The sequence below is a fragment of the Sphingobacterium sp. SGR-19 genome (assembly GCF_011043555.1).
Classification (GTDB): domain Bacteria; phylum Bacteroidota; class Bacteroidia; order Sphingobacteriales; family Sphingobacteriaceae; genus Sphingobacterium.
Genome location: NZ_JAAKGS010000002.1, coordinates 388,744 through 403,577, shown reverse-complemented (window position 1 = coordinate 403,577; position 14,834 = coordinate 388,744). Strand labels below are relative to the sequence as shown.

The 14,834-nt window shown below is 42.5% G+C and carries 9 protein-coding genes; 5 read left to right on the top strand and 4 right to left on the bottom strand.

Going from position 1 to position 14,834, the window contains the following annotated elements; all coding sequences use genetic code 11:
- Positions 1-34 precede the first annotated feature (34 nt).
- The gene (locus G5B43_RS05300; RefSeq protein ID WP_165293672.1) at positions 35-367 is read left to right on the top strand and encodes a DUF493 domain-containing protein; all 333 of its coding nucleotides are present in this window, start codon (positions 35-37) and stop codon (positions 365-367) included.
- Between the two features lie 70 nt (positions 368-437).
- On the opposite strand, the gene pnp is transcribed toward G5B43_RS05300, so the two are convergent.
- From pnp to G5B43_RS05285, 3 genes are all read right to left on the bottom strand, one after another.
- Positions 438-2,612 (bottom strand): polyribonucleotide nucleotidyltransferase, encoded by a 2,175-nt coding sequence (gene pnp / locus G5B43_RS05295; protein WP_165293671.1) that lies wholly within the window; start codon positions 2,610-2,612, stop codon positions 438-440.
- A 364-nt stretch (positions 2,613-2,976) separates the two neighbouring features.
- Complete coding sequence (rpsO, locus tag G5B43_RS05290; RefSeq protein WP_105714973.1) at positions 2,977-3,258, bottom strand: 30S ribosomal protein S15; 282 nt, start codon at positions 3,256-3,258, stop codon at positions 2,977-2,979.
- Positions 3,259-3,339: 81 nt separating this feature from the next.
- Positions 3,340-4,554, bottom strand: a complete 1,215-nt coding sequence (locus tag G5B43_RS05285; RefSeq protein ID WP_165293670.1) for an acyltransferase family protein — start codon at positions 4,552-4,554, stop codon at positions 3,340-3,342.
- Positions 4,555-4,778: 224 nt separating this feature from the next.
- Here G5B43_RS05285 and G5B43_RS05280 point away from each other — a divergent pair, with 224 nt between their 5' ends.
- The 4 genes from G5B43_RS05280 to G5B43_RS05265 all read left to right on the top strand — a co-directional run bounded on the left by G5B43_RS05280 (position 4,779) and on the right by G5B43_RS05265 (position 12,365).
- On the top strand, positions 4,779-5,975 hold the full coding sequence (locus G5B43_RS05280; RefSeq protein ID WP_165293669.1) for an ROK family transcriptional regulator: 1,197 nt from the start codon (positions 4,779-4,781) through the stop codon (positions 5,973-5,975).
- Complete coding sequence (locus G5B43_RS05275) at positions 5,972-9,244, top strand: SusC/RagA family TonB-linked outer membrane protein (RefSeq protein ID WP_165293668.1); 3,273 nt, start codon at positions 5,972-5,974, stop codon at positions 9,242-9,244. The genes G5B43_RS05280 and G5B43_RS05275 overlap by 4 nt, the downstream gene beginning before the upstream one ends.
- An 11-nt stretch (positions 9,245-9,255) precedes the next feature.
- A complete protein-coding gene (locus G5B43_RS05270) occupies positions 9,256-10,866 on the top strand; it encodes a SusD/RagB family nutrient-binding outer membrane lipoprotein (protein ID WP_165293667.1) in 1,611 nt (536 codons plus the stop codon).
- A gap of 65 nt (positions 10,867-10,931) precedes the next feature.
- The gene (locus tag G5B43_RS05265) at positions 10,932-12,365 is read left to right on the top strand and encodes an alpha-L-fucosidase (RefSeq protein ID WP_165293666.1); all 1,434 of its coding nucleotides are present in this window, start codon (positions 10,932-10,934) and stop codon (positions 12,363-12,365) included.
- Between the two features lie 80 nt (positions 12,366-12,445).
- Here the strand turns inward: G5B43_RS05265 and G5B43_RS05260 are convergent, their stop codons facing one another.
- Entirely contained in the window at positions 12,446-14,818 is a 2,373-nt protein-coding gene (locus G5B43_RS05260; protein WP_165293665.1) for a glycoside hydrolase family 3 N-terminal domain-containing protein, read from the bottom strand.
- Positions 14,819-14,834: the final 16 nt, after the last annotated feature.

The following is a 14,834-nucleotide window of genomic DNA, read 5'->3' as shown; positions in this document are numbered from 1 at the left end:
TTATTGATAAAGTATAACAAAGGAGAAAAAAATAATGAGTAAATTTAATAATGATATTCATCTTCAAGACCTTCCTGATAATGGAGGCAATAACTCAACAGAATTCTATGACAACTTCCGTGCAAAGTTAAATTCCGTCGAACAGTTTCCCTCTATATATACTTTCAAATTTATAGTAAATGCTAAAAACAATGCGGAGGATAATGTAAAACAGCTATTTACACACGATAGCACAAAGTTTTCAGAAAAAGAGTCGTCCGGCGGAAAGTATAAATCTATTACCGTAGAAACGTTTGTAAACAATGCGGAAGATGTGATCGATTATTATAAAAAGGTATCGAAGATAGAATCAGTCATTATGCTTTAACGAAGTTTAACAAAAGGAAAGGGCTGTCAAATTGACAGCCCTTTCCTTTTGTTAATAAAAGACAACAATTTTATGCTTTCGGCGCATCCTTCATCTCTGTTTCTGATTTAGGCTTATCTTCTCTCGGCGGACGAGGTAACAATGCCTTACGGGATAATTTTAGTTTCCCTTGCTTATCAATATCTAACAATTTAACTTTTACTATATCCCCCTCTTTCAACACACCCTCCATAGTTTCTAACCGCCTCCACTCAATTTCAGAGATATGCAACAAGCCATCTTTACCCGGCATAATTTCCACAAATGCACCAAAAGGCATAATCGATTTTACTTTACCCTCATATACCTCTCCAACTTCTGGTTTAGCAACAATGGCTTTGATACGCGAAACAGCTGCATCAATAGACGCTTTGTCATCTGCAAATACCTGCACGATACCTTTACCGTCAACTTCCTCAATAGAGATAGTCGAACCTGTTTCACGCTGCATTTCCTGAATAATCTTTCCACCCGGCCCGATAATAGCACCGATAAACTCTTTGTCGATTGTAAAAGATACAATACGCGGAGCGTGTGGTTTATAATCTTCACGAGGCGTGGCAAGCGTTTTTTTCATCTCACTCAAGATATGTAAACGAGCCTCTTTCGCCTGGTCTAAAGCTTGCGTCAACACTTCCCACTTCAATCCGTTAATCTTCAAGTCCATTTGACAAGCGACAATACCGTTCTCCGTACCCGTTACTTTGAAGTCCATATCGCCCAAGTGATCCTCATCCCCCAAAATATCCGAAAGGATAGCATATTTACCTGTTTTTTCGTCGGTAATAAGCCCCATAGCGATACCTGAGACTGGTGCTTTTAATTTCACACCCGCATCCATTAGCGCTAAAGTGCCTGCACATACGGTAGCCATAGAAGACGAACCGTTCGACTCCAAAATATCAGAAACCACCCGAATCGTATATGGATTATCACTATCTGCAGGAAGTACCTGTTTCAGCGAACGCATAGCTAAGTTACCATGTCCTACTTCACGGCGACCCGGCCCACGATTTGGACGTACCTCGCCCGTAGAAAATGCGGGGAAATTATAATGCAAAATAAACTTGTTATATCCATGAATGAACGCACCATCGATCATCTGTTCATCATCTTTCGCACCGAGTGTAACAGATGTCAATGATTGTGTCTCTCCACGAGTAAAAACAGCCGATCCGTGCGCCGCCGGCAGATAATCTACTTCAGACCATATCGGACGGACGGTACGTGCGTCACGGCCATCCAAACGGATTCCTTCGTCCAATATTAAATTCCGGACAGCCTCGTACTGGACATCGTGATAGTATTTCTTCGCTAAAAATTTTGTTTCTTCGTCAATCTCCTCGCCCAATGTGGTAAAAAACTCTTCACCTATTTCCGCAAACCTGTCTGAACGCTCATGTTTTGAAGACCCAGATTTCGCTATCGCATAAACCTTATCATAAGTTGCCGCAAAAACAGCATCACGCAAATCAAGGTTCGAAGGTTCATGGTTACCATCACGTTTTACACTAACGCCAACCAAATTAGCCAATTCTATTTGCGCAGCGACTTGCTTTTTTATAGCCTCATGAGCAAAAGCAATAGCTTGCACCATCTCCGCTTCGGAAATTTCTTTTGATTCTCCTTCCACCATGACGATGTCTTGTGCAGAACCCGCCACGATATATTCTAATGTGGCATTTTCCAACGCAGATAAACCAGGGTTAATAATCAATTCGCCATTAACCTTTGCAACGCGTACTTCCGAGATAGGGCCATTGAAAGGGATATCGGAAACTGCTAGGGCAGCCGATGCTGCCAAACCAGCTAACGCATCCGGCATAATATCTTTATCAGCGGAAATCAAGGAAATCATGACTTGTGTGTCTGCATGATATGTTTCGGGAAATAAAGGACGTAGCGCTCTATCCACCAAACGTGAAATCAAGACTTCATAGTCCGATAGTTTTGCCTCGCGACGTAAGAAACCGCCAGGGATACGACCTGTAGCTGCATATTTTTCTTGGTAATCAACCGAAAGTGGAAGAAAATCCACACCTTCTTTCGGTTCTTTTGCCGACACTACCGTTGCCAACAACATCGTATTTCCTTGCTTCAACACTACTGAACCATCAGCTTGCTTTGCTAATTTGCCAGTAGACAATTCGATCGGGGCTAATCCATTGCCCAAGTCGATCGTAACTTTCTTTTCGTTATAACTCATTTGTAATTTAATTCGACATACGGGTTCATCTTTTTACTATTCTTCGTATGTCATCTTATTTATAGACCTTTAAAATCATTACAAAGGTAATAATAATTTCGTTCTTCCTTTTTTTTCCGCAAAAAAAGGAAGCAAAAAAACGCCCACTTTAAAATTTTGAATAGCGGGGTAGTACGACAATAATATTTCTACAAATTCAAAATTTTATATGTGGCATTAGTGGTTAAGGGTGGGGCTATACAATGAAGCGACGATTTTTTGCGCACTCTTTTTTCTAAAAAAGGTGCAGAAAAAAACTTTTTATAATTTTAATAAAAAAAGCCGTTCGCAATCGCAAACGGCTTTTCTTTAATTTCCTAAAAGCTTACTTTTTGATGATATCACGCAAGCTCAATGCTTTGATAATAGCACGGTAGCGTTCGATATCTTTTTTGTGCAGATAAGCTAATAATGAACGACGCTTACCTACTAATAACTGTAGGGAACGTTGTGTGTTAAAATCTTTTCTGTTTTTTTTCAAATGCTCCGTTAAATGAGCAATTCTTTTAGTGAATAAAGCTACTTGGCCTTCTGTAGAACCAGTGTTTGTTGCTGAGCCCGCAAATTCTGCGAAGATATCAGCTTTGTACTCTTTACTTAAATACATTTCTTGAATAATATTAAAGCGTTAAAAAAACTATTAAACGGCTGCAAAGATAGAAATTAAAAAGGGAAAACTCAAAACCCATTACACCTTAATGTATATTTTTTTCTTATCTAAGATGTAGCAGATTCCCCACATGACTCCCAAAAAACAAAGAGAATAAACAAATGATCCTAATTCTGGCGGCCCTGGAATTTCCGCACAAACATATTTGTAAAACCAGGACAAAGCCGTTAAATACTGTGGTACGCCTTCTGCAGAAACACCGTCAGAAATCCGAAACAACCCTAAAAACCGCGGCAACAAGCCGCTAAGCACAAAAATAAAGAGCGGGTTTTTTCCAAATACATCAAAAAATCTAGTCAAAGCATTCTTAATGTTCTGTACTTCAATAAACCAAATCATGACACCTAAGGAAAGGATGCCCAACCCCGTCGTATAAAGTACATAAGGACTCGTCCATATCTTCTTATTAATAGGGAAGCCTAGGGACCAACACCAACCCAATACCAAAAGAATAAATCCCGTCACCATAAATCCAGCCAACAACTTGAAATGAGCCTCTGTTGTCTTAGGTACTTTCGCCCACAGCCAATCGACTTGCCCCTGTTTTCGAATAAACGCTCCCGCCAAATAACCAAAAACCACTTGCACGATAGCAGGAATAGTGCTTACTAGGCCCTCGGGATCAAACGGCACTCCTTCCCCCTTGTACATATGGGCAACACCCAATACTTGCTTGTCGATAGCCGTCCCAAACCATCCTTCCAGCGAATATGGATCTCCCTCTCCTAGAAATGCACAAAGCCCCCAATAACCCAACAATATCAAAGCGGATAGGTAAACTAAACTTTTTGGTTTAAAAAAATAAACCAACATAGACGCAAAAAAATAAGACACGGCGATACGTTGCAAAACACCGAATATACGGACACCACGCTGCTCATTACCTGAATCTACCCACTCCCGGAACCGCAGATCATCCCCTACCCATTGCACAAATGGCCACCAGTTTAAAAATAGGCCTATGGCAAAAATCAATAACGTTCTTTTTATCACTTTCCGCCAAAATACGGTCTGTCCCGCATCTTGTAATCTGGGAATCACAAACGCCATCGCATTTCCAACAGCAAATAAAAAGAATGGAAACACCAAATCCGTGGGCGTACAACCATGCCAAGCCGCATGCTTTAAAGGTGCGAACATGTGAGCCCAAGTTCCAGGGTTATTGACCAAAATCATGAGGGCCACGGTCGCTCCTCTGAATACATCAAGGGAATAATAACGTTGTTTTGTCATCAACATTTAGATTTTATATGAAAGCTAAGCTATGAAATAAGCCAAATATCCTCTTATCTGACCACAACTTTGTTACAATACAGCAAATGTTTATGTAAAAAACAAGCTTAAAACACATACTTAAAAAAATATTTAAAAAGTATTTTGATTTTAATATTAAATACCTATATATTTACGATTAATAAATAATTAAGTTAAAAAGCCGACATAATAGTTATGAGACCATGAATAGCCTAAAACTTGCGATTTTACGGGCATTATATTTTTCTCCGAATCAGTCCATTGCAGAATTGAGCGATTGGACCGGAAAGAGTATTCCACTTATTACAAAAGCAATCAATGAACTTATTGAAGATGAGTTGATAGTAAGTTGCGGACTTCGAGCCTCCACCGGCGGACGACGTGCGATGCATTTTATTTTGAACGCCGATAAACAGGGGTGTATTGTTGTTGTAGCGATGGATCAGTACGCCACGAACATCACTGTCGTTAATCTCGCTAACCAGCAACTTCTGCCCATTAAGAAAGTAACGAGCCATCTATGGGATGATCCAGATACGTATACCAAAATAGTTGATTCCTTAACCACCGCCGTTTCTGAATTCCCCAAAAATAAAGTCTTAAGCATTGGCATTACCATGCCGGGTTTCGTGGATTCAAAAAAAGGTATTAACAGTTCTTTTCCATCAAAGTCTCCACTGTATAACCTCAGGGAAAATATTCAGTCACACTTTGGAATCCCTACTTATCTTGAAAACGATTCGGCCAGCATTGCGATTGCCGAAAAGAATTTTGGCTTAATAAAAGAAGCTGAAAATGCCCTGGTTGTGAATTTAAATTGGGGCGTTGGGCTGGGTATGATCGTCGATGGCAAGCTCTTTAAGGGACACAGCGGGTTCGCTGGTGAATTCAGTCATATACCTTTAGCTGATGAAGACAAGCTTTGTTCGTGCGGTAAAAAGGGTTGTCTGGAGGTAGCAGCCTCTTTATTATGTGCCATTGAATACATCATAGAGGCCATAGAAGACGGACAGCGTTCTTCACTTGAAAAAATATATAACGAGCGCCGTAACCTTACCTTAGAAGATGTTCGTGAAGCTTACATAAAGGGGGACCAAGTAACTATTATTGCTATCAGAAGAATAGCATACATGCTGGGGAAAGGGATAGCAACGCTTATTCATATTCTAAACCCAGAAACCATCGTGATCAGCGGAAAGGGCGCCATGTTTGGCGATGTATTATTGCCACAAATCCAGTCTTCCATACAAGAATACTGCATACCGCGCTTGGCAAAATGCACGACCATACAGATATCGGAAATTAACGACGTCCAATTGCTTGCATCGGCCTGCATAGCAGTGCAGCGCATGCGGTGGGACAACACACAACATAAACAATTAACTAAAGCAAAACTATGAGCAAACTTTACAGACAATGCTGCAGTTTAGCGCTGATTACGCTACTTAGCGTAACGACGTTATTTGCACAGCAGACCGTTACGGGGAGAGTAACGGATGCAAACGGGGCACTCGCCGGTGTTACGGTGGCGGTCGTGGGGACTACGGAAGGGGCACAAACCGATACGGAAGGCAGTTATACTGTCCGGGCGGCCAATGGTTCCAAATTAAGATTCTCGGCGATCGGCTACATCACCAAAGAAGTAACGATTTCAGGCCCTAAGCACGACATTACGCTAGAGAAAGACGCTACGGCTATAGATGAAGTGGTTGTTACTTCTTTCGGCATAAAAAGAGAACAACGCGCTTTGGGATATGCCGCAAGTACAATCTCTGCGGAAGAAATTACACAAGCTGGAGCGACCAACTTTGCGTCGGCGATGTATGGTAAAGCAGCGGGGGTTAAAATTACAACAGCCCCTGGTGGTGCGTCTAGCGCCGTAAATGTACAGATACGGGGCATCAACTCGATCAGCTATGGTTCCCAACCTTTATATGTCGTGGATGGCGTCATTATTAGAAATGATAATCAAAACGGTACTCAAGGCTCGAATAATGACGGGTACTGGAGTGACCAACGTATTCGTGGAAATGGTGTATTGGATATTAATCCGTCAGATATTGAAAACCTAACGGTACTAAAAGGAGCTAGCGCGACAGCCCTATATGGATCGGATGCCGCTAACGGAGCGATTGTGATAACTACAAAGAAAGGGAACCGGGACAGAGGCTTAGGCATCGACTTTAACTATACAGGAACAATTGAAAACGCAGCGTTTACACCAAAATTCCAGAACATTTACGGTCCCGGATACGACAGAGAGACTAACCTTGCTGTCGGAGCAACAGAGGATGGTTGGATACCAGATAGCAATTCACCTTCGGGATATCGTCCAAACTTCAGAGCATACTCCAACTTTGGGCCAAAAATGGAAGGACAGGAAGTAATCTGGTGGGATGGCTCCATTCGTCCTTTCGTCGCCTACCCGGACAATTACAAAGATATCTTTAGAAGCGGACATAGTTCCAATGCAAACTTGTCCATTTCCAATCAAACAGACAATATTAACTACCGATTGTCCTATACGCGACTGGACTATAATGGTATTCAACGTGGTTCCAATTTGCAAAAAAACACCTTTAATCTCAACAGCAATGTGAAACTTCATGAAAAGTTAAATACGGATATTATCGTTAACTACGTCAATACCAAAACAATTAATCGGCCATTTATGATGAATAGGGTACTAGCAGGTTATGACGGTTTCTTTAGTCGTGCTGAAGACGTATCAGCCATGTTGAATAAATATCAGACAAGTGAAGGCTTCAAATGGGTACCTTACGATCGGACGGAGAGAAATCCAGATGAAGCATTCGTATACAATATGCGCCCAGATTTATTGAACTTTTTCTGGAGTACATTAAAAAATCGAAATATAGAAACAGAGAATCGGTTTATCACCAGTGCAGCGTTAAATTGGGATATCGTTGGTAACCTGAAGTTTAAAGGGCGCTTGGGAAACGACTTATCTGTGATAAATATAGAGAATAGAGAACACAGCGAGTATCCCGTTGAATTTAACGAGGCCGTGAGTACGGGTGGATTTCGCGTGGATAAAGGCGTTTACAACATTCTTTATGGCGATGCCCTTGTAAGTTATGAAGATAAATTAGGCAACGATTTCGATTTTAGTGTGAGCGGGGGGTTTACAGGCCGTCAAGAAATGTTCCGTGATCAATGGTCCAGTACATACCAAGGCCTGGTGAGTGAAAACTGGTTTTCCTTAAATAACTCGTTTAGCCCATTAACCACCAACGCCTCACGTAAAGAATTGTTGAAATATGGTTTTCTAGGAATTTTAAATCTAAGTTATAAAAACCTCTTGTATTTAGAAGGTACAGCACGCCAAGAATATGCTTCGTCCTTGCCTCCTAAGAATAACAACTATTTTTACCCGTCGGTAAACACGAGTTTTATATTTACGGAACTATGGGATAATAAACCTGCATTTTGGGATTTCGGTAAACTCCGCGCATCTTATGGTGTTGTGGGGAACGCTCCTCCGTTTTATGAGGCAAATGTTCTTTATACGCAAAAATCATTACAATCAATTAATGGTTCGCTACCTGCGCTTTCCATTGGAGAAAGTTATGGCAATTTGGAGTTGAAGCCCGAAATGAAGCATGAAGCGGAGTTTGGTTTGGAATCGCGATTCTTTAATGGAAGATTGGGTGTCGACGCAAGTTATTATAACAACTTGATTAAAGACGTTATTTTGCAGTTAGATGTCGCTGCTTCCAATGGGGCTGCCAGACAGATTATGAACGTTGGAGAATTACGTAATTATGGTTTCGAATTAGCTTTGGATGGGACGCCGATAGATGGAAACTTTCGATGGAATACCCGCGTCAACTTTGCGTTCAATAGATCACGGTTGGAGTCGTTGACAGAAGGATTAGATGAGTTGAACTTCTATAATGCAGAAGCGAACGGTATAAAGCTCGTTGCACAAGCAGGCGAGACATTGGGCAATGTTTACATCTATGATCGCATGAAAGACGCTAACGGCAATTTTGTCATTAGTGATGATGGCTATTATGTGATAGATAATTCACAATATGTCAAAGCTGGGAATATACTTCCGAAGGTAGTGGGAGGTTTCTCGAATAGTTTTAGCTATAAAAATTTCTCGCTTGATGTCATGACCGACTTCCGCTTTGGCGGACAGATGATTTCGACACCATTGAAGTACGGCATAGGGACTGGGCAGTTTGAAAGTACCATGAAATACCGCGATGCAGCAAATGGCGGATTAACTTATGAAGAAAATGGGAAAACGTATGACGATGGGGTTTTGCTGGAAGGTGTTAATCAGAATACCGGCGAGCCGAATGATAAGATTATCTCCGCCGGCGCATATTATAACAACAGCTATCAATGGGGTGCAAACGCCTTGAACGGTAAGGACGCCGCAATCTTTGATAATAGTTATATCAAATTACGGGAATTGTCTTTGGGATATCGAGTACCAAACAACGTTACTGAAAGAATGAAAATAAGCAATCTCCGTATTAATGTAGTGGGAAGAAATTTATTCTACTTCTGGAGGACATTGGAAAATCTAGATCCGGAAGCTCCTGTGGGAGGAATGTGGTACAGACAAGGAATCGATGAAGGTTCCGTAGCCGCTACCAGAAGCTTTGGATTATCATTACACGCAAGTTTTTAATATTGAAGATTATGAAGAAGTATTATATAATAATCGCCTTAATAACAGGCATCGCTTTTTCTTCTTGCCAGAAACAACTTGAAGAAAAATTTAATGATCCGGAACGTACAGACCAGGCGAGCATTCCTGCATTTTTCGCATCAATGTTGAATAATGAAAAAGTGAAACCACAATACTATAATGTACGGACATTTTTGATACAACAGCCCGGGATTTTCAGTCAAACAAATACCTTCAGTAATTCCAATACGTCATACCAACACAACGACGGATATTTGGGATCCTTCTGGAAAGAGTTTTACCATACAAACCGAGACAACGATAGAGATATTACGCTTAACGGCGCGATGGCCCTTTATCGTCTCATGGAAAAAGCATACCGTGAAAACGATGCCTCGTCTATGGAGCAATATGATAGTTTTATGCAGGCAGGAAAAACTGTGCTGATATGGCATGCTGCACAAATGGTGGACATGTGGGGAGATATCCCTTATTCAGAGGCGGGAAGTTTGCAAACAAATGACGTTATAAACAACGCGAAGTTTGATAATCAGGTTGAACTATACGAAAGTTTTATTACTGATTTGACCGATGCAGCCGCGTACTTTTCAACTGCTGAAGCTACCCAAGCATTTAGCAGTTATGATATTATGTTGACAGGCGATACTGATCGGTGGCGACGATTCGCAAACTCGTTGAAGATGCGCCTTTTGATGCGTATGTCCTTTTACGATGAGCCATCAGCACAACAAAAGGTGATGGAGATGTTGAATAATCCAACAGATTATCCGCTTATCGACGGAGATAATTCATCAACCTATAGCCCTGCAAGTACAGATGTTTTGATTCATCAGTTGACCGACAACGTGCTTACATTGAACAATGCATTAACAGAAGGGAGAGAGTATTCAGCTCCTGACTATCTTTTGAACACGGTCATGCTGCCAGCAAATGATCCGCGGATTCCAATTTTGTTTGATAAATTTGGAGACTTAGTGGATAACAAGTTTATTCCCAACAAAGAGTATAAAGCTATGCCTGTAACGACTACACAAGCCGTACAGGACCGGGATTGGCGACTGTATTCTACCTGGGATACAACTACTTTTCTATTAAATGCACAATTACCTGGTATTTTGATGACAGCCTCAGAGGTTAACTATCTCAAAGCTGAAGCAGAGCAGCGTTGGGGAAGTGAAGATAAAGCGAAAACGGCATACGAAACTGGACTGAGACAGTCGGTTACCTTTTACTACTATTTACATAATACCAATACCTCCCGGGAGTATCCCAAAGAACCGAATCCATCTGCAACAGCTGTAAACGCATTTATTGCAGATTCCCATGTCCGTTATGAGGGATCGGCTACCGATAAATTAGCGAAAATCTGGACGCAGAAATGGGCACATTTTGGTTTCCTTCAATCGCCACAGGCATGGTCGGAATACCGTCGGACAAAATACCCTCAATTGACGTTCCCTACTACAGGTAAATTGCAAGGATTTTCAACGCCTGCCAATCGCTTGGTATATCCAAGTGTAGAAACAGCGTACAATCCACATTATTCGGAAGTGCGAGCTAAAGATACCCGCGATACGAAGATATTCTGGGATGTAAAATAACTTTGTATAGACTTTTAGAAAAGCCACTGCCTTGTGGCTTTTCTTTTATACCTATATACACAATAATGATGAAGAAAATATTTTTCAATACTATCTTACTTTCTGGAGCAATCTTTATTTCTCAAGCCCAGGAACACAACGTATCCGCAGGCTACCAAAAGCCTACCGACCCCGCTGTTCTTGAAAACTTGAAAACTTGGCAAGATTTGAAATTTGGTCTCTTTATGCATTGGGGGACCTATAGCCAATGGGGTATTGTGGAAAGCTGGAGCCTTTGTCCAGAAGACGAGGGCTGGACCCAGCGTAAACCCGAACATGGGGAAACCTATTTTGAATATGTGAAGAATTATGAGAATTTACAAAAAACGTTCAATCCAGTTGATTTCAATCCTCGAAAATGGGCGGATGCGGCTAAAGCGGCTGGAATGAAATACGTCGTCTTTACGACGAAACATCACGATGGTTTTGCCATGTTTGACACGAAAGAGTCTGATTACAAAATCACGTCGCCGAATACACCGTTCTCCACAAGCCCAAAAGCAGATGTCACCAAGGAAATCTTCTCCACATTTAGAAATGAAGGTTTTAAGATTGGCGCTTATTTTTCTAAGCCCGACTGGCACACCGAATTTTACTGGTGGCCCTATTTCCCACCAAAAGACCGTAACGTCAACTACGACCCGTTAAAGTATCCCGAACGCTGGGAGAAATACAAAACATTCACCTATAACCAGATAAGCGAGTTAACGTCTAATTATGGCAAAGTTGATATACTCTGGTTAGATGGCGGATGGGTAAGACCATTCAAGACAATAGATCAAAGTGTTGAATGGCAACGCACCATTAAAGTGGAACAAGACATTGACATGGATAAGATCGGAAATATGGCGCGTAATAACCAGCCGGGAATCATCGTTGTCGACCGTACGGTGCCTGGCGAATGGGAAAACTACGTCACTCCAGAGCAGGCGATACCAGAACATCCGCTCGATATCCCGTGGGAAAGCTGCATCACCATGGGTAATTCATTTTCCTATGTCCCGAACGACCAGTACAAACCCACCCAGAAAATCATAGAAACATTGGTCAAAATTATATCCCGTGGCGGAAACTATCTGTTGAATATTGCTCCGGGACCTAATGGCGACTTTGATCAAGCGGCATATGACCGTTTACAAGAGCTATCTTCTTGGGTCACTATTAATGAATCCGCTATTTATGCTACCCGTGCAGTTGCTCCTTACCATGAAGGAGATTATTATTACACGCGCAGTAAAGATTATAAAACGGTAAATGTATTTCACCTTTCTGAAGACAAAGATTATCAGCAACCGAAAACATTCCAGTTCACCATACCAGACAATTTTGAGGTAAAAAATGTAAAAATCTTAGGCTATAAAGGAAAAGTAAAATGGGCTAAAAACAGGAGTATACTAGTCGTTGAAACTTCTGAAACTCCGTTAACTTATGCCAGCGTGATCCAATTGATCGCAAAATAAGCAAAGTTGCCCCAAGCGTACATCGTCTCGCTCGGGGCAACTACAATTATCTGCTGCTCATAAATAATGCAAGCGCCCCATTAAAACGTATAATCCCTTTCCAACTCGAACCTCTCCATCAACAGCATATTATCCGAGGATGGTCCCACAAGTACCTTAAACCTTCCCTTCTCCGTTTTCCATTTCCGGTCAGCTCCCCACAACTTCAGATCCGCCTTCGTCAGTTCAAAAATAAATGGCTGGGTTTCTCCCCTTTTTATCGACTGACGAGAAAAACCTTTCAGTTGTTTGACGGGCGTAACCACACTGCTTACCTCATCGACTATATAGAGTTGCGCCACTTCCTCTCCGTCGCGATCCCCGACATTCTTCACATCGAATCGGATAGAACATGTAAAGTCATCATCCCCTTCTTTGATCTCCACCTGTAGGTTATCGTAGGCAAACTCAGTGTAGCTTAAACCGTATCCAAAAGGATATAACGGTTTTGCATCGATCTCCACATAATCGTGGTGCTTTGGTTTCAGCTGATTGTAATATACGGGCAGCTGCCCAACAGAACGTGCGACCGAAATCGGCAACCTGCCTGCCGGATTATAGTCGCCAAACAGCACATCTGCAATGGCCATTCCCCCCTCCTGTCCCGGATACCAAGCGTTGATAATCGCAGGAACATGTTCTGCCGCCCAATTCAGGTTCAAAGGCCTTCCCATGATAGTCACTAAAACAACTGGTTTACCCGTAGCCACGATGGCCTGCAGCAAAGGTAACTGATCTCCAAGTAAATCCAGTGTCGCCCGGTCAAACCCCTCCCCACTTTCCATATCACTGACAGACGGTGCCGCACTTTCGACGTGAGCGGCTCCCGTGGCCTGATAAGAAGTTTTAAAATCCCGCGCGCTCGAACCACCCAATACCACAACCGCAACATCAGCCGAATTTACAGCCTTTACAGCAGAAGCGATATCCGTAGCACTCGTATCGCGAATAGCGCAGCCTTTAACGTAATCTACATAGGTATTTTTAGACACCGCAGCACGCACGCCTTCCAATACCGTTTTTATCTTTTCCGTTGCCTGCGGCGCCGTGTAGTCGCCTAGTTGGTTATATATATTATCCGCATTGGGTCCGATTACCGCGACCCGATCCAAGGACTTGCTCAGTGGTAAAAGATTAGATTCATTCTTTAACAAGACAATAGCCTCCCGGGCAACCTGTCTCGCCATAGCGATGTGTTCCGAAGTGCCCACCTTCTGTTTCACTAGATTTTCATCTACATAAGGCTTTTCAAAAAGACCCAAAGCAAATTTCTGGTATAACAAACGCGAGACAGCTTTATCCACGTCCTGTATATCGACCTGTCCTGATTTCACCGCTTCCAATAAGTTCATTCCGAAACCCGAACCACTCAAATCCACGTCCAACCCGGCTTCTATGCTTTGTTTTGCCGCGTCAACCGCATCCCCTGCGGTGGCATGGCTACCGGTCAGACCGGAAATACTCAGCAGATCCGATACCACGAATCCTTTAAAGCCCCATTGCTTCCTCAGAATTTCATCTAACAACCAAGGATTCGAAGAACAAGGGACTCCGTCAATCGAATTATAAGCTGTCATTACGGATCCCGCACCGGCTTTTACCGCCTGTTCAAATGGAGGTAAAAAGCTCTGAAGCAAAGCCCTTTCGCCGACACTTACACTACCTCCATTATGACCACCCTCCGGAACACCATAAGCGACAAAGTGTTTCAGCGTAGCTATTATTTTATCCTCGTCTCCTGCGATCTCGCCTTGGAATCCCTTTACCATAGCTTTCCCCATCTGCCCAACCAGATAAGGATCCTCACCATAAGACTCTTCCGTTCGCGACCAACGCGGGTCTTGCGCCAAATCCAGCACAGGCCCATAACCATTCTTTCCTCCAACTGCATAAGTCTCCCGTGCAATAACCGATGCCATTCGTTCAATTAGCCGCGGGTTCCACGTGCTTGCTTGTCCGATCGCCGTAGGAAACACCGTAGCACCGATGGCCATGTGACCGTGCGGGGCTTCTTCCGATAAAAGTAACGGAATTCCCAGGCGCGTACTATCTACCATATAGCGCTGTATCGCATTCGTCGCTTTCGCGGCCTCCTCTGGATTTAATCCATTTTCCAGCGTTTTTTGTGTCCACGGGTCGGCGCGCAAAGTAGCCCAAAGGAGTCCGATGTGCTGTTTTTTAACTGCGTCTTTTAATTTATCGCTAACACGTATGCCTGCCTCATCTTTCTCATACATCTCCCAGCCCAGTAGCTTCGAAAGCTGTCCTACTTTTTCTTCCACCGTCATCCGTCCTATTAGATCCTGAACCCGGTCTTCGATAGGCAATTGACTATTTTTGTAGGGTAAAACCTGCGCTTGAAGCCCGCCTCCAACGCACAATAATCCACCTAATATTATGTATTTTAATTTCATCCGTCTAATTTAAAAC

Coding starts and splice junctions, on each gene's coding strand:
- G5B43_RS05300 (WP_165293672.1), top strand. CDS start 35: ATGAGTAAATTTAATAATGATATTCATCTTCAAGACCTTCCTGATAAT.
- pnp (WP_165293671.1), bottom strand. CDS start 2,612: ATGAGTTATAACGAAAAGAAAGTTACGATCGACTTGGGCAATGGATTA.
- rpsO (WP_105714973.1), bottom strand. CDS start 3,258: ATGTATTTAAGTAAAGAGTACAAAGCTGATATCTTCGCAGAATTTGCG.
- G5B43_RS05285 (WP_165293670.1), bottom strand. CDS start 4,554: ATGACAAAACAACGTTATTATTCCCTTGATGTATTCAGAGGAGCGACC.
- G5B43_RS05280 (WP_165293669.1), top strand. CDS start 4,779: ATGAATAGCCTAAAACTTGCGATTTTACGGGCATTATATTTTTCTCCG.
- G5B43_RS05275 (WP_165293668.1), top strand. CDS start 5,972: ATGAGCAAACTTTACAGACAATGCTGCAGTTTAGCGCTGATTACGCTA.
- G5B43_RS05270 (WP_165293667.1), top strand. CDS start 9,256: ATGAAGAAGTATTATATAATAATCGCCTTAATAACAGGCATCGCTTTT.
- G5B43_RS05265 (WP_165293666.1), top strand. CDS start 10,932: ATGATGAAGAAAATATTTTTCAATACTATCTTACTTTCTGGAGCAATC.
- G5B43_RS05260 (WP_165293665.1), bottom strand. CDS start 14,818: ATGAAATTAAAATACATAATATTAGGTGGATTATTGTGCGTTGGAGGC.